This window comes from Dryocola baronae (assembly GCF_051297175.1).
Lineage (GTDB): Bacteria > Pseudomonadota > Gammaproteobacteria > Enterobacterales > Enterobacteriaceae > Dryocola.
This window is the reverse complement of the sequence record NZ_JBINNY010000001.1, coordinates 3,710,683-3,736,617: the sequence shown is the minus strand read 5'-3', so window position 1 is coordinate 3,736,617 and position 25,935 is coordinate 3,710,683. Positions and strand designations below refer to the sequence as shown.

23 protein-coding genes are annotated in these 25,935 nt (G+C 60.0%); 6 read left to right on the top strand and 17 right to left on the bottom strand.

What is annotated here, in order from left to right; all coding sequences use genetic code 11:
* Nucleotides 1–33: 33 nt before the first annotated feature.
* The 6 genes from ACSPHG_RS17760 to ACSPHG_RS17735 form a co-directional block, all read right to left on the bottom strand.
* Entirely contained in the window at nucleotides 34–321 is a 288-nt protein-coding gene (locus tag ACSPHG_RS17760; protein WP_435954804.1) for a type II toxin-antitoxin system RelE family toxin, read from the bottom strand.
* Nucleotides 318–569 carry a type II toxin-antitoxin system Phd/YefM family antitoxin gene (locus ACSPHG_RS17755; protein ID WP_435954803.1) on the bottom strand — a complete coding sequence of 84 codons (252 nt, stop codon included), beginning with the start codon at nucleotides 567–569 and terminating at the stop codon, nucleotides 318–320. The genes ACSPHG_RS17760 and ACSPHG_RS17755 overlap by 4 nt, the downstream gene beginning before the upstream one ends.
* A gap of 111 nt (nucleotides 570–680) precedes the next feature.
* Nucleotides 681–1,925, bottom strand: a complete 1,245-nt coding sequence (locus tag ACSPHG_RS17750; protein WP_435954802.1) for an LVIVD repeat-containing protein — start codon at nucleotides 1,923–1,925, stop codon at nucleotides 681–683.
* Between the two features lie 75 nt (nucleotides 1,926–2,000).
* The gene (locus ACSPHG_RS17745) at nucleotides 2,001–3,071 is read right to left on the bottom strand and encodes a sugar ABC transporter substrate-binding protein (RefSeq protein WP_435954801.1); all 1,071 of its coding nucleotides are present in this window, start codon (nucleotides 3,069–3,071) and stop codon (nucleotides 2,001–2,003) included.
* Nucleotides 3,072–3,094: 23 nt separating this feature from the next.
* A complete protein-coding gene (locus ACSPHG_RS17740; RefSeq protein WP_435954800.1) occupies nucleotides 3,095–4,087 on the bottom strand; it encodes an ABC transporter permease in 993 nt (330 codons plus the stop codon).
* The gene (locus ACSPHG_RS17735) at nucleotides 4,084–5,589 is read right to left on the bottom strand and encodes a sugar ABC transporter ATP-binding protein (RefSeq protein ID WP_435954799.1); all 1,506 of its coding nucleotides are present in this window, start codon (nucleotides 5,587–5,589) and stop codon (nucleotides 4,084–4,086) included. Before ACSPHG_RS17735 ends, ACSPHG_RS17740 begins: the two co-directional genes overlap by 4 nt.
* 188 nt (nucleotides 5,590–5,777) lie before the next feature.
* On the opposite strand from ACSPHG_RS17735, the gene ACSPHG_RS17730 reads away from it, so the two are divergent.
* Complete coding sequence (locus tag ACSPHG_RS17730) at nucleotides 5,778–6,857, top strand: oxidoreductase (protein WP_435954798.1); 1,080 nt, start codon at nucleotides 5,778–5,780, stop codon at nucleotides 6,855–6,857.
* Nucleotides 6,858–7,020: 163 nt separating this feature from the next.
* On the opposite strand, the gene ACSPHG_RS17725 is transcribed toward ACSPHG_RS17730, so the two are convergent.
* The 4 genes from ACSPHG_RS17725 to ACSPHG_RS17710 form a co-directional block, all read right to left on the bottom strand.
* A complete protein-coding gene (locus tag ACSPHG_RS17725) occupies nucleotides 7,021–7,380 on the bottom strand; it encodes a DUF4156 domain-containing protein (protein ID WP_435954797.1) in 360 nt (119 codons plus the stop codon).
* Nucleotides 7,381–7,574: 194 nt separating this feature from the next.
* On the bottom strand, nucleotides 7,575–8,918 hold the full coding sequence (gene gdhA / locus ACSPHG_RS17720) for an NADP-specific glutamate dehydrogenase (protein WP_435954796.1): 1,344 nt from the start codon (nucleotides 8,916–8,918) through the stop codon (nucleotides 7,575–7,577).
* Nucleotides 8,919–9,025: 107 nt separating this feature from the next.
* Entirely contained in the window at nucleotides 9,026–9,700 is a 675-nt protein-coding gene (locus ACSPHG_RS17715; protein WP_435954795.1) for a 4'-phosphopantetheinyl transferase family protein, read from the bottom strand.
* 115 nt (nucleotides 9,701–9,815) lie between these two features.
* The gene (locus tag ACSPHG_RS17710) at nucleotides 9,816–12,074 is read right to left on the bottom strand and encodes a TonB-dependent siderophore receptor (RefSeq protein WP_435954794.1); all 2,259 of its coding nucleotides are present in this window, start codon (nucleotides 12,072–12,074) and stop codon (nucleotides 9,816–9,818) included.
* Between the two features lie 228 nt (nucleotides 12,075–12,302).
* Between ACSPHG_RS17710 and fes the strand changes: the two genes are divergently transcribed.
* Genes fes through ACSPHG_RS17695 form a run of 3 tightly spaced genes read left to right on the top strand, consistent with a single transcriptional unit; the run spans nucleotide 12,303 to nucleotide 17,674 of the window.
* Complete coding sequence (gene fes / locus ACSPHG_RS17705) at nucleotides 12,303–13,520, top strand: enterochelin esterase (RefSeq protein WP_435956054.1); 1,218 nt, start codon at nucleotides 12,303–12,305, stop codon at nucleotides 13,518–13,520.
* Between the two features lie 3 nt (nucleotides 13,521–13,523).
* The gene (locus tag ACSPHG_RS17700; RefSeq protein WP_435954793.1) at nucleotides 13,524–13,742 is read left to right on the top strand and encodes an MbtH family protein; all 219 of its coding nucleotides are present in this window, start codon (nucleotides 13,524–13,526) and stop codon (nucleotides 13,740–13,742) included.
* A gap of 11 nt (nucleotides 13,743–13,753) precedes the next feature.
* A complete protein-coding gene (locus tag ACSPHG_RS17695; RefSeq protein ID WP_435956053.1) occupies nucleotides 13,754–17,674 on the top strand; it encodes an enterobactin synthase subunit F in 3,921 nt (1,306 codons plus the stop codon).
* A 101-nt stretch (nucleotides 17,675–17,775) separates the two neighbouring features.
* Here ACSPHG_RS17695 and ACSPHG_RS17690 read toward each other — a convergent pair whose 3' ends face one another.
* Nucleotides 17,776–18,117, bottom strand: coding sequence for a hypothetical protein (locus ACSPHG_RS17690; RefSeq protein ID WP_435954792.1), 342 nt, complete (start codon nucleotides 18,115–18,117; stop codon nucleotides 17,776–17,778).
* A gap of 182 nt (nucleotides 18,118–18,299) precedes the next feature.
* Here ACSPHG_RS17690 and ACSPHG_RS17685 point away from each other — a divergent pair, with 182 nt between their 5' ends.
* A complete protein-coding gene (locus tag ACSPHG_RS17685; RefSeq protein ID WP_435954791.1) occupies nucleotides 18,300–18,665 on the top strand; it encodes an Aca2/YdiL-like domain-containing protein in 366 nt (121 codons plus the stop codon).
* Between the two features lie 115 nt (nucleotides 18,666–18,780).
* Here the strand turns inward: ACSPHG_RS17685 and ACSPHG_RS17680 are convergent, their stop codons facing one another.
* The 3 genes from ACSPHG_RS17680 to ACSPHG_RS17670 form a co-directional block, all read right to left on the bottom strand.
* Nucleotides 18,781–19,854, bottom strand: coding sequence for a porin (locus ACSPHG_RS17680; protein WP_435954790.1), 1,074 nt, complete (start codon nucleotides 19,852–19,854; stop codon nucleotides 18,781–18,783).
* A gap of 168 nt (nucleotides 19,855–20,022) precedes the next feature.
* Nucleotides 20,023–21,795 (bottom strand): YadA-like family protein, encoded by a 1,773-nt coding sequence (locus ACSPHG_RS17675; protein ID WP_435954789.1) that lies wholly within the window; start codon nucleotides 21,793–21,795, stop codon nucleotides 20,023–20,025.
* Nucleotides 21,796–21,907: 112 nt separating this feature from the next.
* Nucleotides 21,908–22,099: a hypothetical protein gene (locus ACSPHG_RS17670; RefSeq protein WP_435954788.1), complete on the bottom strand. Its 192-nt coding sequence runs from the start codon at nucleotides 22,097–22,099 to the stop codon at nucleotides 21,908–21,910.
* A gap of 553 nt (nucleotides 22,100–22,652) precedes the next feature.
* Between ACSPHG_RS17670 and ACSPHG_RS17665 the strand changes: the two genes are divergently transcribed.
* The gene (locus tag ACSPHG_RS17665) at nucleotides 22,653–23,021 is read left to right on the top strand and encodes a hypothetical protein (protein WP_435954787.1); all 369 of its coding nucleotides are present in this window, start codon (nucleotides 22,653–22,655) and stop codon (nucleotides 23,019–23,021) included.
* A gap of 6 nt (nucleotides 23,022–23,027) precedes the next feature.
* Here ACSPHG_RS17665 and fepC read toward each other — a convergent pair whose 3' ends face one another.
* The 3 genes from fepC to fepD are packed head-to-tail and all read right to left on the bottom strand — an operon-like array spanning nucleotide 23,028 to nucleotide 25,824.
* On the bottom strand, nucleotides 23,028–23,831 hold the full coding sequence (fepC, locus tag ACSPHG_RS17660; RefSeq protein ID WP_435954786.1) for an iron-enterobactin ABC transporter ATP-binding protein: 804 nt from the start codon (nucleotides 23,829–23,831) through the stop codon (nucleotides 23,028–23,030).
* Entirely contained in the window at nucleotides 23,828–24,820 is a 993-nt protein-coding gene (gene fepG / locus ACSPHG_RS17655; protein WP_435954785.1) for an iron-enterobactin ABC transporter permease, read from the bottom strand. The genes fepC and fepG overlap by 4 nt, the downstream gene beginning before the upstream one ends.
* Nucleotides 24,817–25,824: a Fe(3+)-siderophore ABC transporter permease gene (gene fepD / locus ACSPHG_RS17650; protein WP_435956052.1), complete on the bottom strand. Its 1,008-nt coding sequence runs from the start codon at nucleotides 25,822–25,824 to the stop codon at nucleotides 24,817–24,819. Before fepD ends, fepG begins: the two co-directional genes overlap by 4 nt.
* Nucleotides 25,825–25,935 lie beyond the last annotated feature (111 nt).

Genomic DNA, 25,935 nt, shown 5'->3' with positions numbered 1-25,935 from the left:
GGATGGCAGCTGCGCTTATCCACCCTACAAATTCTATTTCAACCGCGTGCGCGCCATTTCATAAACTTCGCTACGTTCGCGTTTTCCCACCGCGATAACCGTAATTAACAAAACGTTATCGATGACTTCATACACGAGCCTGAAGCCCGACGCGCGCAGTTTGATTTTGTAGCAGTTTTTCAAATCATGCAGGCGCGCGCTGGGAATATGCGGATTTTCGATGAGCTTCTTAAGCTTTTTGGCAAACTGCTGTTGTACGGTCCTGTCGAGACGTTTCCATTCTTTGACAGCATCTTCCCTGAACTTGACCGTATAACTCATAGATATTCATCCAAATCGATATCCACCAGCGGCTGGTTTTGGCGCTCCTTGACGAGGTTCACCAGTTCCAAATCGTCGAGCGCGTCCATCATTTGCTCGTACAGCGCGGCAGGGACACAGTAAAAAGCAGGTTGATTGCGGTTGAGAATAGCAACGGGCAGGCCTTCACCTGCATTTACCGTCGCCATCGGATTTTTTTTCAGCTCGCTGACGCTGGCGCTCATGTCGCTTAAAATAACGGAAGGCATAAAGACCTCTTATAAGACCTGTTAACTGGTCTTATTATGGCGTATGTCTGCTCATATCTCAACCAGCGTAGGTCGGATAAGCGCAGCGCCATCCGACAAAATCCCCCCACATCACCCCAAATACTCAATCAACGAAAGCCCGCCGTTGTAATCCGTGCTGTAAATAATCCCCTGCGCGTCGACAAACACGTCGCAGGACTGGATCACCTGCGGGCGGCCCGGGCGCGTGTCCATCATACGTTCCGGTGCGGCGGGCACCAGCGCGCCGGTTTCCACCGGGCGATACGGATTGGAGATGTCGTAGGCGCGCACACCCGCGTTCTGGTATGTCGCGAAAATCAGCGTTGAGCTAACGAAGCTGCCGGGCCGGTTTTCATGCAGGTTGTGCGGCCCGAAGTGCGCGCCTTTTGCCACATAGTCGATTTCGTCGGGCTGCGGGAAGGTGGCAATGCTGACCGGGTTCGATTTGTCGCGGATATCAAACACCCAAATCAGCTTCTCGCCGTCCTGCTGGTCGTCCAGCACCGCCTCGTCCAGCACCACCAGCAAATCCCTGTCCGGGAGCGGCAGGGCGGTGTGCGTGCCGCCGCCAAACGGCGGGCTCCAGTTGCGGTGGCTGATAAGCTGCGGCCGGCTGCGGTCGGAAACGTCGAGCAGCGTCAGCCCGCCGTCGCGCCAGCTGGCGTAGGCCGTGTCGCCGCTGATAATCGCATGGTGCAGCGCGTAGCGTTTGCCTTCCGGCCAGCTCGGCGTTTCGCCCGCGGCGGTGTTCATGCCCGGCAGCCACCAGTTGCCCGCCACATGCGGATTGCGCGGAACGGCAAGGTCGATAGTCAGGAAGATGTAGTCGCTAAAGCCGTCGATCAGCGCCGATACGTAGGCCCAGCGCCCGCCGACGTACCAGCAGCGGTGAATGCCGATGCCGCTAAGCGACAGGAAGCTGATTTCGCGCGGCCGGTCGGGCGTGGAGATGTCAAAAATCCGCAGCCCGGCGCTCCAGCCTTTGTCCCGCACGTCGCTGACGGTTTCGCCCACGGCGCGGGTGTAGTAGACCTTTTCGTCGGCAAAGCGCGCGTCGGCGAACAGGTCGCGGGCGTTAATCACCAGCAGCAGATCGTCATGCGCCTGAAGATGCACGTTCCAGGTCCCCGGCGGGGCGGGCACGAAGCCTGCGGCCCTCGGTTTTTTTGGATCGCGCACGTCGACGATGGAGAAGCCCTGCGAAACCATATGCCCGATGTAGGCGTAGCCGCGATGCACCATTACCTGCACGCCGTCGGGGCGGCCGCCCTGGTCGCTGTGGCCGATCAGCCGCATGTTGCGGCTGTATTCGGGCGGCGGTAGTTCAATTGTCATTTGCGCTCCATGATGTCGGATGGCGCTTCGCCTTATCCGACCTACGTTTTTCGACCTGGGTTATCCGGCCTACGGTTATTTTTTCGCGTTGTTAGCTTCGAGCGTGGCGAACCACGGGGCGACGAAATCTTCGGTCTGGCCCCAGCCTGGGATGATTTTGCCAAGCGACGCCACGTTCACCGGCCCCGGCTGGCCTGCCAGCAGCGCCTGCGGAATCGCCGCGGCTTTAAAATCGTAGGTGGCAGGGGTGGCCTCACCGGCAATCTTGTTGGCGATCAGGCGCACGTTGGTGGCACCAATCAGCTTAGGATCGACCGCCACGCTCACCTTCCACGGGCTGTTAGCTTCGCGCATCAGCTGGAGATCCTGGTTGGAAACGTCGATGCTGTAGAGCTTGATTTCGGTGCGCCCGTTCTCCTGCAGCGCTTTATACGCGCCCTGGCTGAAGGCGTCCCAGGTGCCCCAAATCGCGTCGATTTTGCCCTTCGGGTACTTCGCCAGCACCGCGCCCACTTTGTTGGCGGTGTCGCCCTGCACGTCGCTCGATACCGCGCCGATGGACTCCAGCTCTTTAATACCCGGATTCGCTTTCAGCAGCGCCTGGTAGGCGGTCTGGCGGCGCTCCATCGGCGGGAACCCGGCGACCCACAGCTTGATGATGTTCGCCTTGCCGTTGAAGTCTTTCACCAGCTGGCCGAAAGAGAGGTTAGTCAGCGAGGCGTCGTCCTGCTGGGTGACGGTCACGCCGGGGATCGCGCCGTTGACGGCGGTATCGAACACGGCGACCTTAATCCCTGCGTCGACGGCTTTTTTCACCAGCTCGGTGGAGTACGGATCGCGCCCCTGCGACAGGATAATCCCGTCGTATTTCTGGCTGATGGCCTGGTTAACAAAGTCCTGGAACTTCGCGTCGTCGCCGTTGCTTAAAAACGTGCTGATCTTAAAGCCGAGCTTTTTGCCTTCCTGCGCGGCACCGGCGACAAACTGCGTGGTGTTATCATCGGAGCCGAGGTTACGGATAATCGCGATGCGGATCGGGCCGTCGTGACCGGCGATGGCCGCAGGAACCGGCGCTGGCGTGGCCGCGTGGCCGGGAAGAGCGGCAAGCAGGCCCAGCGCCAGCAGTGGGGTGGTTATCTTTTTCATGGTGTGTTCCCTGTCTAAAATGGTTAACGTTTTTGGATGTAGGTAATCGCAAGCGCTGCTGCCAGCACCAGGCCTTTAATAATGTCCATGGCGTAATAGGGCACGGAAAGCATCACCAGCCCGTTTTGCAGCACGCCTAAAATCACCGCGCCGACCAGCGTGCCCAGCGCGTTGGGCTTGCCGGAACCCGCGAGCGAGAAGCCGATCCACGCCGCCGCCACGGCGTCCATCAGGTAGCCGCCGCCCGCGTTAACCTGCGAAGAGCCGATACGCGAAGCCAGCAGAATGCCGCCCAGCCCGGCAAGCAGCGACGCCAGCACGTAGGCCGCAACGCGATAGCGCGTGGTGCGAATGCCGGAAAGCCGCGCCGCTTCGGGGTTGCCGCCGATGGCGTACATGCGGCGGCCGTGCTTGGTCAGCGAAAGCGCCAGCTGCGCCACGAGGGTCACCGCCAGCATAATAATGACGATGGTCGGCACCTGGCCCAGCAGGCCGAACGCCGTGGGAATCGTCCCCTCGGCCATGTCGCCGCTCGGCAGCACCATGTTTTCGGTAATCGAACCGCCGTAGCTGTAGGTCATCGCCACGCCCTGAATCACGAACAGGCTGGCGAGGGTGGCGAGCATGTCGGGAATTTTCAGAATGACGATGAGAAAGGCGTTAAACAGCCCGACCAGCGTACAGAGCGCGAGGGTGATAAGAATCGCCTCGGTGGTGCCGAAGCCGTGCCAGACGAACAGCGAAATCACCAGCGCGTTGGCGAGCGAAGCGGTGGATCCAACCGACAGGTCAAAGCCGCCGACGGTCAGGGAAATCGATACGCCGATGGCAATCACCGTCACGATGGCGATCGAGCGCAGAATATTGATGATGTTGTTTGGCTCGAGGAAGTTTTCGGAGGCGACGCCAAACAGCGCCACCAGCGCGACCACGGTCAGCAGCATTCCCCACTTGTAGAGAAACTCAAACAGCTGATGACGGCCCGACGCCGCCTTAAGGGATAATGCTTTGCTCACGCGGGGGTTCCTCCGGTGGAGTAGAGTAAAAGGGTTTCTTCGCTTGCCTGCCGCCCGTCCAGTTCGGCAACGATGCGGCCGTCCCACAGCACGCAGATCCTGTCGCACAGGCCGACCAGCTCGGCGAACTCGCCGGAGGCATAAATCACGCCTTTGCCCTGGCGGGCGAGATCGTCGATAAGCGTGAACAGGTCGGTTTTGGCCTTGATGTCCACGCCTTTCGTCGGCTCGTCGAAAATCAGCACCTCGGCGTTGCCGCGCAGCCATTTGCCAATCGCGACCTTCTGCTGGTTGCCGCCCGAAAGGCGACGCAGGGTCTGCGCCGGGCCGGTGGTGCGAATGCCGAGGCGCTCGATCACGTCCTCCGCCCAGCGCCACGCCTGGCGGTGCCCGAACAGGCTCCAGCGCGAAAAGCTGTTATCGGCGCTGACGGCGAGGTTCATGCTCACCGGCTCGTCGATGAAAATGCCCTCTTTGCGGCGCTCTTCCGGCACCAGTGCCAGCCCGCGCAGCACGGAATCCGCCGGGTCTTTCGGCTTCCACGCCTTGCCGTTCAGCTCGCCGCGCTGCACCCGGCTGCGGGTTGCGCCAAACAGCGCCTTGCACAGCTCGGTTTTGCCCGCGCCCGCAAGGCCCGCGATGCCGAGGATTTCGCCTTTACGCAGCCGCAGCGAGATATCGCGCAGCAGCAGGTCGTCGTGCAGCCCTTCGACGTGCAGCAGCGTTTCGTCTGCCACCTGCGGGCGTTTTGGCGGATAGATATCGTCAAGCTGGTGGCCCAGCATTTTCTCAACGATCTCCTCGCCGCTCAGCTCGCCCATCGGCGCGCTTTCGATAAGCCGCCCGTCGCGCAGGACCGTCATGCGGTCGCAGACCGCCTTCAGCTCGTGGATGCGGTGCGAGATAAACACCACGGCGATGCCGCCGCGCTGCAGGCGGCGCACCACGTTGAACAGATGTTCGCTTTCATGCTGGTCAAGCGGTGCGGTCGGCTCGTCGAGGATCAAAAAACGGCAGCGGTGCGACAGGGCGCGCGCCAGCAGGATTTGCTGCTTTTCGGCGAGCGAGCACTGCTCAATGCGTTTATTAACGTCGATATTCACTTCAAGCTGCGCCAGCGCCTCCTGCGCCTGCTTGCGGATCTGCGGCCAGTGGTAGAAGTGGCCCGCCTCGGCGAGCTTATCGAGCATGATATTTTCCGCCACGCTGAGGCCTGGGATCAGCGCCACGTCCACCTCCTGCTGGACGAGGTGAATACCCAGCCGCTTGGCGTCGCGCGGGGTGCGAATATCCACCCGCTCGCCGTTAATCAGGATTTGCCCCTGATAAACCTCGTGCGCGCCCGAAAGCACGGCCATCAGCGTCGATTTTCCGGCCCCGTTTGCGCCGGTCAGCGCGTGGATCGAGCCGCCGTCGAGGGTGAAATCCACCCGCGTGAGCGCGTTAAAGCCCGCAAAGGCGATGGAAATGTCCCGCATCTCAAGACGGTGAGGTGTCGTCATCGTTAGCCAGGCCTTAGGGATTAATAAATTGATTTATCGAATTTTTAACGGCCAGGGGGCTGGCCCGCAACTAACCAAAAGGCATAAGATAAAGCGAAATAGTATTAGCCGTCTGGATGTCCAGACATATCATCGTGCTAACGGCATCCCGCGCGCAATAAATGAGAAGAAGAAAAAGGAGCAACATCATGACCACAACCGCCATCCGCGTCGTCACCGGCCCGGCGAACTACTTTTCCCATCCGGGCGCGCTTGCGAGGCTCAATGAATTTTACAGCGACGAGCAGCTGCGGCAGGCCGTGTGGATTTACGGCGAGCGGGCGATTGCCGCGGCGCGGCCTTTCCTGCCTGCGGCCTTTAACGCGCCGGGGGCAAAGCACATCGCCTTCGGCGGGCACTGTAGCGAAAGCGAGGTGCAAAAGCTGGTCGCCCAGGCGGGGGAAAGCCGGGTGGTGATTGGCGTTGGCGGCGGGGCGCTGCTGGACACCGTGAAAGTCGTGGCGCGTCGCCTGAACGTGCCGGTGGTCGCCATCCCGACGATTGCCGCCACCTGCGCGGCCTGGACGCCGCTTTCCGTCTGGTACAACGACGCGGGCCAGGCGCTGCGCTTTGAGATCTTCAACGACGCCAACCATCTGGTGCTTGTCGAGCCGGAAATTATCCTTCGCGCGCCGCAGGAATACCTGCTGGCGGGCATCGGCGATACGCTGGCGAAATGGTACGAGGCGGTGGTGCTAAGCCCGCAGCCGGAAACCCTGCCGCTGACGGTTCGCCTCGGCATCAACGCCGCGCTTGCCATCCGCGACGTGCTGCTGGATAGCAGCGAAACGGCGCTTGCCGACCAACGGCGCGGCGAGCTGACGCAGGCGTTTGCCGACGTGGTGGACGCCATTATTGCCGGCGGCGGTATGGTCGGCGGCCTGGGGGAACGCTATACCCGCGTGGCGGCGGCGCATGCGGTGCACAACGGCTTAACCACGCTGCCGCAGACGGATCGCTTCCTGCACGGCACCAAGGTGGCCTACGGTATTCTGGTGCAGAGCGCCCTGCTCGGGCAGGACGACGTGCTAAGCGAGCTGGCGCGGGCGTTTAAGCGCTTTAACCTGCCGACGAGCCTTGCGCAGCTGGACGTGGACATTCATAACCGCGAGCAGTTGGATAGGGTGATTGCGCGCACGCTCGAGCCGGGGGAATCCATTCACGCGCTGGCGGTTAGGCTAAGCCCGGAAGTGCTGCTGGCGGCGTTTGAGCGGGTGGAGAGTCTTTGATATTGCGGTGGATGGCGCTTGCGCTTATCCACCCTACGACGTGAGGGCGTTAAAACGAAAGTAGGGGCTAAGGCGCATTGCGCTACCCCAGGGTTCGTGCGAACCCATGAAGCGGGTGTTTAAAGGTAGGGCGGGTAAGGCGTAGCCGCCACCCGCCGCTCTATCATTCCGGGCAGCGGTAGACGTTGCCGGTCAGGGTGACGTTGGTCTGCTGGCTGCTGCCGGAACCGTCATAAGCGCTGCCGGTCTGGCCCGCACGCTGGGTAATAATGGAAACGACGTTGCCGCCCATATTCGCCGCCTGGTTTTTCAGGTCGTTGCGCGCGCCGGTTTCCAGGTTGCTGTTTGACGTCCAGCCGCCGGTGAAGAAATTACCCTGGCTGCCGGTAATATCGCCGAGGAATCGACACTCTTTGCCGGGTTCATTATTGGTGACACGAACCTGCTGCGCGTGTGAATTCAGGCTGTTTGCACTGCAACCGGCCAGCAGAACTGCCAGCGTAACGACTGTGAACTTTTTCATGTCTCTCTTTCCAGAATTTCATCTTCGCCCTGCAAAGCAGGACGGAATATCGGCGGGAATAGCTAACCGTCTTAATGGGGGGCTTAATGTAAAGGCTTTCGCGCCCCTTAAAAAGTAAAAACCCCGGCGCGTTGAGCCAGGGTTGATGGAATAGCGGGCTTAACATAACCCGCCTAATTATATAACGCTTAACCTTACAGCACGCCCTGGCCCAGCATCGCATCGGCGACTTTAACAAAGCCCGCGATGTTCGCGCCGCGCACGTAGTGGGTCTGCTTGCCTTCGCCGCCGTAGTTCACGCAGGCTTCGTGAATATCCAGCATGATGTGGTGCAGGCGAATATCCACCTTTTCGGACTTCCAGCTCAGGCGCGCGGCGTTCTGCGCCATTTCCAGACCCGAGGTCGCAACGCCCCCCGCGTTTGCCGCTTTACCCGGTGCGAACAGCACCCCCGCTTCAAGGAACAGGTCGGTCGCTTCGATGGTGGTCGGCATGTTGGCCCCTTCCGCGACGGCCTTCACGCCGTTGGCGATAAGCGTACGGGCCGCCTGCTCGTCCAGCTCGTTCTGGGTGGCGCACGGCAGGGCGATATCCACCGGCACGCTCCACGGCTGCTGGCCTTCCAGATAGTTCAGCCCGAACTCGCGGGCGTAGTCCGCAACGCGGCCATCGCGGCTGGCTTTGATTTCAATCAGGCGCGCCAGTTTTTCGGCGGTGAAGCCTTCTTCGTCAACCACGGTGCCGTTGGAGTCGGATGCGGTAACAACGCGCGCGCCGAGGGACATCGCTTTTTCGATGGCGTACTGCGCAACGTTGCCGGAGCCGGAAACCGCCACGCGCATGCCTTCAAAGCCGAGACCGTGGCGCTGCAGCATGGCGTCGGTGAAGTAGATCAGGCCATAGCCGGTAGCTTCCGGGCGAATCAGGCTGCCGCCGAACGACAGGCCCTTGCCGGTAAACACGCAGGCGGTATTGTTGGAGAGCTTTTTCATCATGCCCGCCATAAAGCCGACTTCACGCCCGCCCACGCCGATATCGCCCGCAGGAACATCGGTATCCGGCCCGAGGTGGCGATAAAGTTCAATCATCAGCGCCTGGCAGAAACGCATAATTTCGCCTTCGCTTTTGCCCTTCGGATTGAAGTCGCTGCCGCCTTTGCCGCCGCCCATAGGCAGGGTGGTCAGGGCGTTTTTAAACGTCTGCTCAAAGCCGAGGAATTTGAGGATGGAAAGGTTAACGGACGGGTGGAAACGCATCCCGCCTTTGAATGGCCCGATGGCGGAGCTGAACTGCACGCGCCAGGCGCGGTTAACCTGCACCTGATTGCGGTCATCAACCCAGGCGACGCGGAACTGAATCACGCGTTCCGGTTCAACCAGACGTTCCAGCAGGGCGGCCTGGCGATACTGCGGGTTCTGTTCCAGAAACGGCCACAGGGTGGTCATGACTTCACGCACCGCCTGGGCAAATTCGGTCTGATGGGGATCGCGCTGCTGGACAGAGGCTAAAAACTGTTCGAGGGAAACCGTACTCTCCATAGAGAATAACTCCTTGTTGGTAATGTTGTTGTGTTTTGTATAGTGGTTATTTTTCGACTATAGCATTCACTTATGACGTCCCGGCAAGCGATTTCTCTTTATTATTTTCACAGCGTTATTAGCGTCGTTAATCGCGCTTCGTCACTATTCCAGAAGGCGATAAAACGTTGTTCGGCGGGGAAGGGGCCGAGGCGGGAAAGCAGCTTTAGCTCCAGCTGCTGCGGGTGAACGGCGGTGATTTCCGCCGCTGAAAAGTCGAAGTAGCGGCCGACGTGGCGGTATAAGGCTTTGAACAGGCTTTCTTTGGCGCAGAAGGCCAGAGTGAGGGCGACGGTAAAGGAAAGGCCGCAGGCGAGCAGCAGCTCCCGCTCCGCCCTGTTCACCACGCCGTCGGCGATATCCTGCGCGTCATAAGCGTTTAGTATGGCTTCACAGTCGATGCCGATTCCGCAGCAGCGCTCCGGGCTATCGGCAATGACCGCCGCCAGCGCGACGTGCCCGGTATGGGTGATACTCCCGGTGAAGCCCGGCGGCCAGCAGGGGGCGCGGTGCAGCCCAATCCCCGGAATGTAATCCTTCACGCCGTGGGCGCGCAGCGCTTCGCAGGCGGCAAGGCGGCCAGCGAGATGTTCGGCACAGCGCCTGTTTACGGCATTGGCAAGGCGAGGCGCGTGGGGCAGCCAAAGCAGGTCGTCCGGCCGATAGGTATCGGCATCAAAATCGACGCGCACCACGGGTTGTGCGGTGCCGGGGAAGATAAAGTGTGCGAGATGCGTTTGCATGGCGTGGGGCCGTAGTCATAAAGAAAACGGCGGGTGGCGCATGCGCTTACCCGCCCTACAAAGTGGAGAAACCGTAGGGTGGATAAGCGAAGCGCCATCCACCGCTAAACCTACATTAGAAGTGCGTATTCACACTCACATAGTAAGTACGACCGGATTCGTTATACGTCTCGGCACCCGCGCCGTACATATAGCCGGTGTCGCCGCCCGTGGTCTGGGCGTTGCCCGCGCGCCAGTGGCGTTTGTCGAACAGGTTATCAATACCCGCCGTCAGGCTGACGTTTTTGGTCGCATCCCAGGTGCTGCTCAGGCCGACGATGCTATAAGGGCTAACCTCGGTGGTTTCCGGGCCGGTCGCCGGTTGGCCTTTATAGTTGTACTTCTTCGGCTGCTGCTTGCCGTACCAGGTAAAGGTCGACTGCACGGAAACGTCCTGCACAATCTGCCAGCTCAGCGTCGAGTTCAGGGTATATTCCGGGATCACGGACAGGCGCTCGCCGGTTTCCTTGTTCTTGCTTTGCAGCATGTAGGTCAGGTTGTTGGTCCAGTTTACCGTGTCGCTAACCGGCACGTTCAGGGTGCCTTCTAAGCCTTCAACCACCGCTTTCGGGATGTTTTCCCACTGGTAGATGTCAGTTTTGGTGGCACCTTTAGACGTCTGGCCTATTGGCGCGTAGCCCGCTTCAATCTTGTCGCGGTAGTCGTTACGGAACCAGGTCACGCCCGCCAGCCAGCCCTCGTGTTTGAACTCAAGGCCGATTTCTTTGTTGATGCTGGTTTCGGCCTTCAGGTCGTCGTTGCCCATCATGTAGCAGCCGACGCCGGTGCCGCTGGCGTAGCAGCCCTGGCCCTTGCTGTAGAGGATGTAGTTCGGGTTAGTCTGGTAGAGGCTCGGCGCTTTATAGGCGCGGGCGATACCCATTTTCAGGGTGAAGTCGTCGCCGAGTCCCTGCGACAGGTTCAGCGACGGGCTCCAGTTATCGCCAACGATGCTGTGGTGATCGAAGCGCACGCCCGGCGTCAGCATGGTGCTGTCGGTCACCTCCATGTTGTTTTCCGCGAACAGAGAGAAGATCTCCGCTTTGGAATACGGGCTGCGGTCGGTGCCGCTCATGCCCGGAATGTTACCGCCCATAAAGGCCTGGCCGTTGGAGGTCTGGTCCTTCATGCGCTGCTGGTTCCATTCGGTGCCGAGCGTCAGGTTCTGGTTGACCACAAAATCAATCGGGATGTTCACTTCGCTGTGCAGCAGCACGTCACTCAGGTCGATATCCTTGAACTTGTTGCTGGCGAAGATGCCCTCGGTGCCCCCGGCTAAGCCTTCCTGCTTGCGGGAGTTGCGGGTGTGTTCGTACTGCACCCAGTTGCTGGTGGTCAGGCCGTCGTCCCAGCCGCCGTTCCAGGTCAGAGAGTAGGTCTGGCGGTAGAGGCGGTTAGTCTCTTTGCCGTAGTTCTCTTTCACGATGTTGTTGGTGTTGGTGTTTTGGGTATCGCCGGAATAGAGGTTGCCCTGACGGCTGTAGCCCGCCTCCATCTCCAGCGACTGCATCGGCGCAAAGTCCCAGCGCACCACGCCGTTGATGTCTTTATTAATCACGCCTTCGCGCCCGGCGGGCAGCGTATCGGCATAAATCCCGGTACGTTCTGACTGGTGGCCTTGGTTGATATCCCACGCGTCGGCCTGGGTTTTATCCAGGTTGCCGTAAAGGCGGAAGCTGAAATCCCCGCCCAGCGGGCCGTTCAGGCTGAAGTTGGTGCGCTTGGTCGAGCCTTCGTCTTTATGCTCGGGGGCGTTCAGATAGGTGTTCCACGTCCCGTGCCACTCGTCGGTGCCTTTTTTGGTGATGATGTTCACCACGCCGCCCGCCGCGCCGTTACCGTAGCGCGCCGCGGCCGGGCCACGGATAACTTCGATACGTTCGACCATTTCAGGCGGCACCCAGCTTGCGTCGCCGCGCGTATCGCGCTCGCCGCGCCAGCCCAGGCGCACGGAGTTACGGCTGGTCACCGGCTTGCCGTCGATAAGAATCAGCGTGTTTTCCGGGCCCATGCCGCGAATATCAATCTGGCGGCCGTTGCCACGCTGGCCGCTGTTGGAGTTACCGGTCAGGTTAACGCCGGGCATGGTGCGGACGATTTCAGAGATGTCGCGAGCGGGCGGGCGCTTTTTAAGCTCTTCGGCGGTGATGGTAGACACGCCGGGCGCCTGCAGATTCTGCTCGGCGGCGGTAACGACGATGGTGTCGTCATGGGTTTGATTTTGCGCTGTTTCTTTGCTGTCGACGGTAGCGTCTTCGGCGAATGCCGGAAGCGCCGCGCCGTAAATTCCCATATGGATGAGCATCGCAAGGGAATACGTGATCTTGTTATTCATTATGGTGGCCTGCTTGAACGCTGCGCTCTGCGTATGCTCCTTGCCCAGCGGGCCAGAGTCAGCATGGTGTCAGTGAGTAAAACCTTGTTTTCGCTCAGAAGAGCCATAGCCCAAAGAGCGCGAATACGCTATTGCAAATGAAAATAATTATCAATAGTATTATCAAGATATTTCGGTCTGAATATATTTTTTCCATGAATACCATGAGGTTATGCAGTGACCGGTAACATGCAGGTAGGCAGCGAGAGCTGGTGGCAGGGCATTAAGGCGCAGGGCGGGCCGTCGATCGCCGTCGAAAAAACGGGCGAATGCACGGTGACGTTCTGGTGGCGCGACCCGGCGGGCAGCGAACGCACGTCCGATACGAAGCGCGTATGGATTTACATCACCGGCGTAACCGACCACCATCAGCGCAGCCATCCGCAGACGCTTTCCCGCGTGCCGGGCACCGACGCCTGGCGGTGGCAAACGCGCCTCACCTCCGCCTGGCGCGGCAGCTACTGCCTGATCCCCTCAGACCGCGAGGACGACTTCCCCGCCGCGGCCTTAATGGGCGAAGCGCCGGACCGCGTTGCCCTGCGCGAAGGCTGGCGCAGGCTGCTGCCGCAGGCGATTGCCGACCCGCTCAATCCCAACAGCTGGAAGGGCGGGCGCGGGCATCCGGTTTCCGCGCTGCACCTGCACGACGCGCCAACCCAGCCCGGCTGGGACACCCCGGCGGCGGCATGGGCACCCGCAAAATGTATCGACTGGCGTAGCGAACGGCTCGGCAACCAGCGCCGCGTCTGGATTTTCGAAACCGGCCGCACCGCACCGCAAAGCCGCCCGCTGGCGATTCTTCTCGACGGTCAGTTCTGGGCCGAAAGCCTGCCCGCCTGGCCCGCGCTCCAGGCGCAGACCGACGCGGGCGCGCTGCCTGAAGCGGTCTACGTATTGATTGACGTGATAGATAACGCGCACCGCAGCCAGGAGCTGCCGTGCAACGCGGAATTCTGGCTGGCGGTGCAGGAAGAGCTGCTGCCGCAAATCGAGCGGCACGCCGCCTGGAATCACAACCCGCAGACCACGGTCGTCGCCGGGCAAAGCTTCGGCGGCCTGTCGTCGCTGTACGCCGGGCTGAACTGGCCGGAACGCTTTGGCTGCGTGCTGAGCCAGTCCGGCTCCTACTGGTGGCCGAAGCGCGACCCGCACGCGCATGACGGGCAGCTCATCAGGCAGCTGGAAGATGGGCAAATCAGACCCAAACCGCTGCGCGTTTACCTTGAGGCGGGCCTTCGTGAACCGCTTATTCATCAGGTGAATCAACGCCTGTATCCCTTACTACAAAGCACGCAGCGCGCTATTTTCTACCGTCAGGTTGACGGTGGACACGATGCGCTTTGCTGGCGCGGCGGCCTGCTCGACGGGCTGGCCTGGCTCTGGCAAGCCCCGATTAGACAGGAGTAAGGCATGGAATACAGTAATCCCTTCGACGCCCCGCAGGGCCGTTTTTACATCCTCGAAAACGCCGCCGGGCAGTTCAGCCTGTGGCCGGAAAACTGCGCGCTGCCCGCGGGCTGGCAGGTGACGCGCGAGCCCGCGCTGCCCGACGAGTGCAACGGCTGGCTTAAAGAGAACTGGACGAATTTACAACCCACCTCCTTTGCAGCACCGGGAGGTTCGCAGTGAGCGACGCGCTAATGACACCCGTAGAGCAACAAACCGATACGCTGCCGCTGGTGGCGGCACAGCCCGGCATCTGGATGGCGGACCAGCTTTCCCCGCAGCCCAACGCCTGGAGCGTGGCGCACTATGTGGAGCTAAACGGCAGGGGTGAACTAAACGGCGAGATTAACGAAACGCTGCTGTGCAAGGCGATTGTCGCAGGCATGCAGGAGGCCGACACGCTGCACATGCGCTTTGGCGAAGTGGACGGCGAAGCGCGCCAGTGGATTGACCCGGCGGCAACCTTTGACCTCCCGACCTGCCGCGATCTGCGCCACGAGGCCGATCCGCAGGCCGCAGCGCTTGCCGTCATGCGTGACGATCTCGACCAGGATTTACGCCTGTCCACCGGCAGGCCGCTTTACCACCACGAGCTGCTGCGCCTGAGCGACACGCGCTGGTTCTGGTATCAGCGTTTCCACCATTTAGTGGTAGATGGCTTCAGCTTCACCGCCATTACCCGCCGGATCGCCAATATTTACACCGCTTATTGCCGGGGTGAAACGCCCGAGCCGACGCCGTTCACGCCGTTTAGCGACGTGGTGGCCGAATACGAACGCTACCGCGAAACCGACGCCTGGAAGCGCGACGCGGCGTTCTGGACGGACAAAGCCCGCCGGCTGCCGCCGCCCGCCACGCTCTCAGCCCAGCCGCTCGCCGGGCAGGGGTCCACCACCCGCCTGATTCGCCAGACGCTTCGCTTCGAGCGGGCGGAGTTCCAGAAGCTGGTCAGCCAGTCGGGCCTGACCGCGGCGGATATGGCGCTCGGCCTGGTGGCCCTCTGGCTCGGACGGCTAAGCGGGCGGGCCGACTATTGCGCAGGCTTTATCTTCATGCGCCGCATCGGTTCCGCTGCGCTCTGCGCCACCGGCCCGGTGCTGAACGTTCTGCCGTTTGGGGTGCGTATTCAGCCCAACGCCACGCTGCCGGAGCTGGCGCAGGATCTGGCGAAAGAGCTGAAGGGCATGCGCCGCTACCAGCGCTACGACGCCGAGCAGATCCAGCGCGACCTGGGGCAGGTTTCCAGCGGCGATCCGCTGTTTGGCCCGGTACTCAACCTGAAAATGTTCGACTACCGCCTGGACTTCGCCGGAATTGAAGGCGTTACGCACCAGCTGGCCTCCGGCCCGGTGCGCGATCTGGAAATTGCGCTCTACATCAGCGAACAGGGCGACTTCACGCTCGAACTGCTGGCAAACGACGAGCGCTACGAAGCGCAGGCTTTACAACAGCATCTGGCCCGCCTGCCGCTGCTGCTGCGCCAGTTTGCGGCGGATCCCGCATTACGCTGCGTAGACGCGGAGCTGCTGCACGACGCCGAAACCGCGCTGCTGGAAAGCGTTAACGATACCCAGACTCCGGTGCCCGCCACCACGTTAAGCCGCCTGATTGCCGACCAGGCCGCGCGCACGCCAGGTGCCCCGGCGCTGGCCGATGAGCATTACAGCTTTAACTACCGTGAAATGCGCGAACAGGTGCTGGCGCTGGCCGGGGAGCTGATCGCGCAGGGCGTGAAGCCGGGCGACGTCGTCGCCGTAGCGCTGCCCCGCTCGGTGTTCCTGTCGCTGGCGCTGCAGGCCATCGTTGAGGCGGGAGCCGCCTGGCTGCCGCTGGATACCGGCTACCCGGACGACCGCTTGCAGATGATGCTGGAGGATGCCGCGCCGCGCCTGCTTATCACCTCCGCAGAGCAGCTTCCGCGCTTTAGCGCCATCGACGGACTGAATACCTGGTGTTATGAAAATCTGCTGCCGGTGGATAATCTGCCGCAGTTGGGCAATCTCTCCCGCCCGGAGCACACCGCCTACGTCATCTTTACCTCCGGCTCCACGGGCCGCCCGAAGGGCGTGATGGTAGGACAGCAGGCCATCGTGAACCGCCTGCTGTGGATGCAAAACCACTACCCGATGAACGGCGAGGACGTGGTGCTGCAAAAAACGCCGTGCAGCTTTGACGTCTCGGTCTGGGAATTCTTCTGGCCGTACATCGTCGGCGCGCGGCTGGTGATGGCCCCGCCCGAGGCGCACCGCGACCCGGAAGCGTTGCAGCAGCTTTTTGCCCGCTACGGGGTGACGACCACGCACTTCGTTCCGTCGATGCTGGCGGCTTTTGTCAGCGCCCTGACGGGTGAAGAAGCGATTGCCAGCTGCGCCTCGCTGCGCCGCGTGTTCTGCAGCGGCGAAGCGCTGCCCGCCGAGCTTTGCCGCCAGTGGGAACAGCTCACGCACGCGCCGTTACACAATCTTTATGGCCCAACCGAGGCCGCCGTCGACGTGAGCTGGTATCCGGCGTTTGGTGAAGATCTTGCCCGCGTGACCGGCAGCAGCGTGCCGATTGGCTGGCCGGTATGGAACACCGGGCTGCGTATTCTGGACGCGGCGATGCGCCCGGTGCCGGTGGGCATTGCGGGCGATCTGTACCTCACCGGCATCCAGCTGGCGCAGGGCTATCTTTCGCGTCCGGACCTGACCGCGAGCCGCTTCGTTGCCGATCCAAATGCGGCGGGCGAACGCATGTACCGCACCGGCGACGTGGCGCGCTGGCTTGAAAACGGCGCGGTGGAGTATCTGGGGCGCAGCGACGACCAGCTAAAAATTCGCGGCCAGCGCATCGAGCTGGGCGATATCGACCGCGCGATGCAGTCGCTTGCGGACGTGGCGCAGGCCGTCACCCACGCCTGCGTGCTGAACAAAAGCGCGACGGGCGGCGGCGACGCGCGTCAGCTGGTCGGTTACTTAGTTTCGTCATCCGGCGAACCTCTGCCGCTCGACGACATGCGCGAACGTCTTGCCGCGCTGCTGCCCGCGCACATGGTGCCGGTGGCGCTGGTGCAGCTTGACGATTTCCCGCTCAGCGCCAACGGCAAGCTGGATCGCAAAGCCCTGCCGCTGCCGGAGCTGGCGCAGCGCGGTTCAGGCCGCGCGCCTGAAACCGCCCTGGAAATGACCGTCGCACAGGCCTTTGCCGGTTTGCTCGGCTGCGAGATTGGCTCGGTTGAGGACGACTTCTTCGCGCTCGGCGGCCATTCGCTGCTGGCGATGCGTCTTGCCGCCGAGCTGCGGCGCAGGCTGGAAAGGCCGGTCACCGTCGGGCAAATCATGGTCGCCTCGACCGTCGCCCAGCTTGCCGACCTGCTGGCGGAAGAGCAAAGCGAAGAGGAGGCGAGCCGCGCCGGTTTTGACGCGGTGCTGCCGCTGCGTAAAAGCGACGGGCCGACGCTGTACTGCTTCCACCCAGCCTCGGGCTTTGCGTGGCAGTTCAGCGTGCTGCAACGCTATCTCGACCCGCGCTGGTCAATTACCGGCATTCAGTCGCCGCGCCCGACGGGGCCGATGCAGCAGGCGGAAAACCTGGCGGAAGTTTGCGAGGCGCATCTGCAAACGCTGCGTAAACTTCAGCCGCACGGCCCGTATTATCTGATGGGCTACTCGCTCGGCGGCACGCTTGCGCAGGGCATTGCCGCACGGCTTGAAGCGGCGGGCGAGCAGGTCGCGTTCCTCGGCCTGTTAGACACTTGGCCGCCGGAAACGCAGAACTGGGCGGAAAAGGGCGCGAACGAGCTGGACCCGGCGGTGCTTGATGAGATAAACCGCGAGCGCGAGGCGTTTGTTGCCGCGCAGCAGGGGCAGGCGTCCGACGCGCTGTTCCAGGCGATTGAAGGCAACTACGGCGATGCGGTTCGCCTGCTGACCACCGCGCACAGCGTGCCGTTTGGCGGCAAAGCGACGCTGTTCGTGGCGGAGCGCACGCTCCCGGCAGGCATGGATCCGCAGCACACCTGGGCGCCGTGGATCGGCGAGTTGGAGGTGCATCGCCTCGACTGCGCCCACGTGGATATCATTTCCCCGGACGCGTTTGTGAAGATCGGGCCGGTATTGCAGCGGGTTCTGGCATAAGGCAGGTGGTGGATGGCGCTTTCGCTTATCCACCCTACAACGTCTGGTTTTCTCCCTCTCCTGGGGGAGAGGGCCGGGGTGAGGGCGTCGCCATCCGACGCCTACTCCGAATACGTCATCACCGCGTAGGTCATCACCGTCGTCACCGCGTGGTTCCCGTCGCCGTTCTGCTTCACAAAGAAATAAATCCCCCGCGCGGGATCGACGAGCGCATAGCCGCCTTCCTGCTCGCATTTACGGATCTGCTGCTGAATGCGCCAGTCGAAGGCCTGGCTGGCAACGGCTAAGACCGCGCTATCTAACGCGCTAAAAAGGGTTTCAACGCTTGCACCAACGCGCAGGGAATAGCGCTCGACGGCATGACGGGTGATGAGGTAGTGGCGGTGCCTGATTTCCTGCGAAAAGCAGGGCGGAGCCGCGTTATCCGGCGTTTCGATTGGCATAGTATTGTGCAACCATTTCTGATAACTCCCTGTTTAAACCATAGATTAATGGCGAAGTTTTATTACTAGTAATGCGATTGTTGTGGGTATTTTTGATGATACAATTTCGTACTTGCAGCAACGGCCCGCGCGCGGCCTGCTGTTTTATGTCTTAGAAAATATTTTAAAATCATCAGGATATTATGAATAATCTTGCCCTTATGGCCTGCAGGAAACTCATGTTCCTGGACGTAAACGAGGCGGCCAAATATCTCGGCCATGTCGAACCCCGCACGTGGCGCTACTACGAATCAGGGCGCAGCTCGCTTCCTGAAAGCGTTATAAAAAATATGCACGCCTTATTAGATCGTCGGGCAATTCTGCTAAGCGATATGCGTAAACAGGCCCAGGAACACCGTCAGCTCGGCAAAGGCCGGCAGGTCGTCCCTTTTTATGCAACCTTCGAACATTTTCAGCAGGAAACCGGCGATAGCGACGTCCTGGCCTGGCGAATCGATATGTCGGTGAAAACCGAGCTGTATATCGAAGATCTTCTCGTTTTTTACTGAGCGGCTCGCTAAAAAAAGCCCCGGCAAAAAAGCCTGCGCCGGGGCGAACGGTGGACAATTCAGCGGCGACTAGCCTTCATCGCCAGTTGAGAAGGTAATAACAGATACAGCAGGTTTAGAACTGATAGGTCGCGCCCAGCACGGTCTGGTCGTCGGACGCGAGGCCCAGCGCGTTATCGGATTTCAGCAGGTTCACTTTGTACGCTGCGTCCACCACGAAGTTCTTGTTCAGGAAGTAGGCCAGGCCTATCTGCGCGTATTTCACGACGTCTTCAGACTCACCGTAACCTTCCGCCTTAGACTGCACGTAGCCGAGGGACGGCTGCAGGCCAAAATCGAAGGTGTAGTTCGCCATCGCTTCAAAGTTTTTGGTCTTTGGCGCGAACGCGGTGACGTCATTGCTGGTGACCGGCGTCATGTTGTGGGTTTCGGCGTAGGTGGTCGCCAGGTAGAACGCGTTGGCGGCGTATTTCGCGCCGACGGTCCACGCTTCCGCGTTTTTAGCGTCGCTGCCGATGAAGGTGTCGGAGCCGTTGCGCTGGGAGAAGGTGGTGTTGCTGTGAGAGTACGCACCGCCCAGGGTCAGGCCGGTGTCGGCGATATCGTACTGCAGGCTGAAGCCGTAGCCGTCGCCGTTCGCTTTTGCCGGGTTGCGGCCGTCTTCGTTTTTCCCCTGGTACTGTGCGGCGAACGCCAGGCCGTCAACCAGGCCGAAGAAGTTTTTGTTGCGGTAGGTGGCAAGGCCGGTAGAGCGACCGTTCATAAAGTTGTCGGTGTACTGGTAAGAATCGCCGCCGAATTCGGTCATGTTATCGGCATAGGAACCGATGTCATATACCACGCCCCAGTTGCGGCCGTAGTCGAAGGAGCCGAAGTCGCCCGCGCTGATACCGGCGAACGCCAGACGAGTCTGCGCCGCGTCCTGGGCACCTTCAGGCTGGTTTGCCGGAACGTTGTATTCCCACTGGCCGAAGCCGATCAGCTGGTCATTAATCTGCGTTTCACCACGGATGCCGATACGCGCGTAGGTTGCGTCGTTATTGGTATGCTCCGTGAAGTCGTGTTCACCCTTGACCTTGCCATAGAAATCCAGCTTGTTGCCGTTCTTGTTATAAATTTCGGCAGCGTTTACCGCAGAGGAAAACGCGATAGCGCCGATAACAAACAATGCCACTTTGCTTTTCATCAAAAAATTCCAACAAATTTATCGTGCTGCCCGACATAGGGCAATGGCTTCCCTGTTAACGATTTGTGCGCTTAAACCTCCAAAAAAAGCCCCACGGGAGGGGCTGGAATGGTCGAGTTTATATCTTTTTTTTTATCGAGGCTTAGGGAGCGCCGAGGCGCTCCGCAAAAGTTACCAGCCGTAGGAGACGCCAGCGCCTGCAACGAAGTTGTGCTGGGTATCGTTAGAGACCGAAGCCTTAACAACGGTGTTTTCGGTCGCCCGGGCTGAGAAGCCAACCGCCAGAGCAGATTCGCTATCGGCGGTACCCACGCCCGCACCCACGGAGAAGTTCTGCGTGTTGGTGACCTGCGGGATGTTTGCCATTGCCGCTACGCCTGCGATACCGGCAGAAGAACGCTTGCGGTTATCGTCAACCTGGTTTTTCAGCTTGGCAAAGCTGCTGGTGGTCTGGCTTTCCAGCGCGCCGATGCGGGTTTCGTGGTTGGCGAGTTCGGCTGAGTTATCGGCCACGCGCCTGTTGGTGGAAGCGAGCGCCTGTTTGTTCGCGGCAGCGGTAGCAAACGCGGTATCGGCGCGGGATTTAGCGTATTCGCCAGTGGTTTGTGCCCGATCGATACGAGTGCTGAAGCCGTTGGCTACCGTGATTGCCTGGTTTGCTGCGGTTTTAGCGCCGTTGGCATCTTTTTCGGCGGCATCCGCGCTGGTCTGGGCGTTCGTTGCTGAATTCTGAGCCGTTGCCGCGCTTTGGGCAGCGTCAGCCGCGTCGTTTTTCGCGCCCTGAATACCGGCGGTGTTTTGCGCTATTGCGATTTTGTTGGTCGCAATGTTGGCTTCGTTATCCGCAACGCTCTGGGCGGTAGCGACGGACATAGTGGTTAGGGTAGTAACCGCTGTTTCGTTCTGATCAACCTTATTGGCAACTTGTCCTACGTGTTGGTTAGTTTCAGCCAAATCGTTCTTGATCTCGGCAGCATGGACTGTTACGTCATGGAGATTGGATTCATTTGTAGTTACACGGTTTTCTACAGCCGAAGTAGCATTATCCTGTGCTACATCAATAACATTTTGATCTGCTTTGTTAGCGGCAATTACCTCTTTATTGGTGTTGATTTCTTGGGTGTTTTTAGCACCAGCGGCTCCAGCCGTAATCGCCAAAGAACGAGCCTGATCGGCGGTAGTTTGAGCTTTGTCAATATCGTTATTTAGTGGCTCGTTTGCCTTGCTGATATCGGACTGAGTGATTACGGGTTTTTCACGTTCTACAACCGCTGCGGGCGTTGATGAATTTAGGGTAGACATATTTACTATGCCACCGTTTTTAGCTGCGGCTAGTTGTTGGCCAAGGGTTGTAACTTTGTCTGCAAGTAATTGATTAGTTGGTGAGTTAGGGTTATTAGTCAACTGGTGAGCCAGCTCAGATTTTGCAGCTTTGTAGTTTGCTTCTAGAGCTGCGATTGCCGTGTCAGCTGGTGTTGTAGGAGCTGCGGAATCCTGCGATGGATTTGGATTTGCTTGAGCAACATCTTGGGTATCAACGCCAGCATTCTGCGGGTTATGGGGCAGATCTTGAGAATAGGTTACGGTATCAACATCGTGAACTTCACGTAGTGCAAATCGTTCAGCGTGTCGCATCGCTTCCTGTTGAGGGGTGATCATGGATGTGGTTACTAATGGGGTGGAGACTGGGGCGATTTTCCCTGGGCGAATAGTTTTATTGCCATTTTCGTAACCAGTGTAATAGCTATAATCGGACAACTCATAATTTGCTTGATCCAAATCTTTAGCAGCAAGAATTTGAGCGACCTTGTCTTTAGGGAGATCAGGATACTGAGTGAAGTATGCGTTTGCTGCTGCTAAGTCAATACCGGAAAGATCTGCTTTTACGGTGGTGGTCGTGCCCAAAGAAGCCAAGATAGTCAAAGCAATTGTAGATTTTTTCATTTAAAATAATACCCGTTGATCGGTTGTCAGTTGCCAGTGGCACTCTTTTGCGGGAGGTCGCCACGTTACTCGGTCTTCATGTGCGCTCTTACTTGCCGGTAAGGGCGCACACCTAAAATTCAAGTCCCTTCGCTTTAATCCACTGCTCAACGGCTTCAGCCACAATCTCCTGCTGTTTAATCCCTGTTTTTGCCGCCGCTACCTTGAGCTGAGTCTTTATTTCAGCCGGGAGTTTGCCGGTAAACACCACCCATGTAATGGCTTTGCCTACCGTCTTCGCCGCCAGCTTTTCGTTAGCTGACATAATGGAAACCTTATTTCAAATCATTCTCAGTTGTTCCTTGCCGGGAACGGTCGGATATTACTCGTAACGGAATAATGTGAGCAAGATCTTTTTTTACATTTCTTTGCGATTCGAAATAAGTTATTGAGTGAGCAAATAAATAAGATCATACAAATGTCGCACTAATAAACAAGAAACGCCGCAATGCAGCGTTGTTAAAGGGATTTAACATTTGAATAAGTTCGATAAACGGGAGGGGTGGCGTTAAAATATTCAGTATTTTTATCGTTTATTGACGTATATCAATATTGGATTTTAGATAATACCCATTGTAAACAAATCTTCACTGTTTATCTTTTTTGCTGCATTTAATATGCGTCATCCCGAATAAGTTCCTTTGAATGAAACTTAAATAATGCTTAATATTTGCCTGTTGTTCACAACGCTAAACCGCATTGAAATGGCTTTTTGGTTTTACTAAACGGCGTTAATCGGGCTTATTCGTTAACGGTTTTTATGGATGCTGCAAATATGGTAAAACGCTTTAGTGACAAATAATCCGCAGGGCAAAACGATGGAAACCACATTTGAAGAAGAGTTCTACCGTCGCGTGGAGCTGATTAGAGAGCGGGCAAAGAAAGCGGGGACCAACATCACCCATCTTTGCCGCGTATCCGGCGTGAGCCGTACCACGCCCGAACGCTGGGAAAAACGCGTCCCGAAGTCTATCGGCTTAATCGATCAGATGATGGCGGCGCTGGAAGAAATTGAGCGGAACAACGCGGCGCATGAACAGGCGCTGGAAAATCTGCCCCCGCGCGAGCGGCAGCGCCTGCAGGCAGAAGAGGAAGAAAGAAAGCGTGAGGAAGAGCGCGTGCGCCGCGAACGTCGTAACGAGCAGCGGCGTCTTAGCAGGCAAAAAAGCAAAAGCGACGGTTCTTAGGCGAGGCTAGCGGGATTTCCCCAGCGGTACCACCAGCGGCGTGTGGGCGACCGGATCTTCAATAATCATGCAGCGCAGGCCGTAAATTGCCTCGATCAGTTCAGGGGTGACGATATCCACCGGCGCGCCTTCCGCCACGATTTTGCCGTCGCGCAGGGCAATCAGGTGCGTGGCGTAGCGGCAGGCCTGGTTGAGGTCGTGCAGCACCGCGGCAAGCGTGTAGCCCTGCTCCTGATTCAGCTCGCGCAGCAGCTCCAGCAGGTCGATCTGGTGGCTGATATCAAGCCAGGTGGTCGGCTCGTCGAGCAGCATGATGGCGGTTTCCTGCGCCAGCACCATGGCGATCCACGCCCGCTGGCGCTGTCCGCCCGACAGCGTGTCCACCGGCTGGTCGGCCAAATCTTCGATTTTCGTTGCCTTCATGGCGCGGGCCACCGCCCGGCTGTCCTCTTCGCGCCAGCGGGTAAACATCGGCTGGTGCGGGTAGCGCCCGCGCGCCACCAGTTCCGCCACGCTGATATCCCCCGGCGCGCTGGCGTTCTGCGCCAGCAGGCCCACGCGGCGGGCGACTTCCTTAGTGGCGAAGGTGTGGATCTCGTTGCCATCCAGCCAGACGTTGCCCGCCGTCGGCTTCATCAGGCGGCTTAGCGTGCGCAGCAGGGTCGATTTGCCGCAGCCGTTGGGGCCGATAATGGCGGTGAATTTCCCGTCGGGAATGGCGACCGTCAGGCCTTCGGCGACCACGTGATTGCCGTATCCCAGCGTAAGATTTTCGCCGTGCAGGCGCGACGGAGTGGATAGCTGGCTCATTTCTTACGGGACTCCTGGATCAACAACGCAATAAGGTAGATGCCGCCGAGGCTCACGGTGACGACGCCAACCGGCAGCTGGTAAGGCATAAACAGATGCTGGGCGCACAGGTCGGCGGCGAGCAGCAGCGTCGCGCCGCACAGGGCCGACTGCACAAGTCCCCAGCGCGTGGTGCCGGTGATGCGGCGGGCGATGTGCGGGGCAACGAGGGCGACAAACGAAATTGGCCCGGCCAGCGCGGTTGCGGTGGCGGTAAGGACAACGCCCACCAGCATCAGCATCAGGCGCGAACGCTCGACGGGAACGCCCAGCGCGCACGCGCTGTCATCGCCCATCTCCAGCAGCCGCATACGGCGTACCAGCAGGCCAGCGCCCGCCAGCGCCAGCAGCATCAGCGGCACGGCGGGCAGCATTTTCGCCCACGTCAGGCCGTTAAGCGAACCGGCGTTCCACACCCCGGCGGAGAGCGCGGTCTCAAGCGAGGCGTAAAGCAAAAGCCAGGTGTTAAACGCTACCAGCATGGCGCGCACGCCGATGCCGATGATAATCAGGCGGAAGGTTTCGATGCCGTTGCGCCAGGCGAGCAGCCAGACTACCAGCGACGTGACGATGCCGCCCGCCATGGCCGCCGCGGCGATGGCGCTTTGCTGCTGGCCGAAGAGCACCATGGCGATCAGCACGCCGCTCCACGCGCCGGTGTTGAAGCCCATCACGTCCGGGCTGCCGAGCGGGTTACGCATCAGCGACTGGAAGATCGCGCCGCTCACGCCGAGTGCTGCACCGATCAGCAGCGCCATCAGCACGCGCGGCAGACGCCATTCGACGACCACCAGGGACACGTTGCGCGGCGCGTAGCCGAACAGCGCTTCGATGACCTGGCCTGCGGAGAGCGGCAGCACGCCGCTGCCGAGGCTCCAGACGCCCAGCGCCGCGCTTATCGCCATCATCAGCAGGCACATGGTAATCAGGCGAGGGGAAAGGCGATTCATAGTCCTGCCCCCTTGCGGCTGCGGCGCACCAGATAAATCAGCATCGGCGCGCCGATAAACGCGCTGACCACCGACACGCGCAGTTCGCCCGGCACCAGCAGGCGGCCAACGATATCGGCCAGCAGCAGCAGCGAAGGCGTGGCGAGAAGCGTCACCGGCAGCGACCAGCGGTGGTCGGCACCCACCAGCCAGCGCGCCAGGTGCGGCATCATCAGGCCGATAAACGCAATCGGGCCAACCGCCGCCGTGGCGCTCCCGCACAGCAGGGTAATGGCTATCAGGCCGAAGAGCTGGGTGCGCGCGACCCTGCTGCCGAGCGCGGTGGCGGTGTCGTTGCCCATGCTCAGGCTGTTCAGCGAGCGGCTTAGCGCGAGCGCAATCGCGCAGCCTATCAGCACGGGGGCGAGGACGATCTTCAGGGTGGACAGGGTGCGGATATCGAGCGTTCCGGCCTGCCAGTAGCGCAGCTGATCGTAAACGACCGGGTTGAGCAGGGCGATGCCGCTGCTAAGCCCTTCAAGCACGGCGGCAAGCGCGACGCCCGCAAGCGTCAGCCTGACCGGGCTAAGCTGCCCGCCGCCCTGGCTACCGGTAAAGGCCACGACCAGCGCCGCGATAAGCGAACCGGCAAACGCCATGCCGAGCATCGAAAAAGGTGACGTCAGCCCCCACAGCGCCGCGCCCAGCACGATAGCGAAGCTCGCTCCGGCGTTGACGCCAAGCAGGCCGGGGTCGGCAAGGGGGTTACGGGTGAGGGTTTGCATCAGCGCGCCGGCAAGGCCAAGCGCGCCGCCGGCAAGAATACCGGCCAGGGTGCGGGGAACGCGCGCGTCGAGCACGATGATGCAGTCCGCGCTCTGGCACTGTCCGCCAAAGGCATCCATCACCACGCTGACGGGTAAGGACTTTGCGCCCAACAACAGGCTGAGAGTAGCCATTAAACACAGCAAAACTAACAGGATCAGCAAAACAAAGGGGCGTGCTGATAACCGGGAACACGACATGACTTCTTCCTGATAACGGTCAACGCGGTGGATGGCACTTCGTTTATCCACCCTACAACTTCGATTCGCTGGGGCGGACAACCACGGCGTCCGGCCACTCAACAATACCGA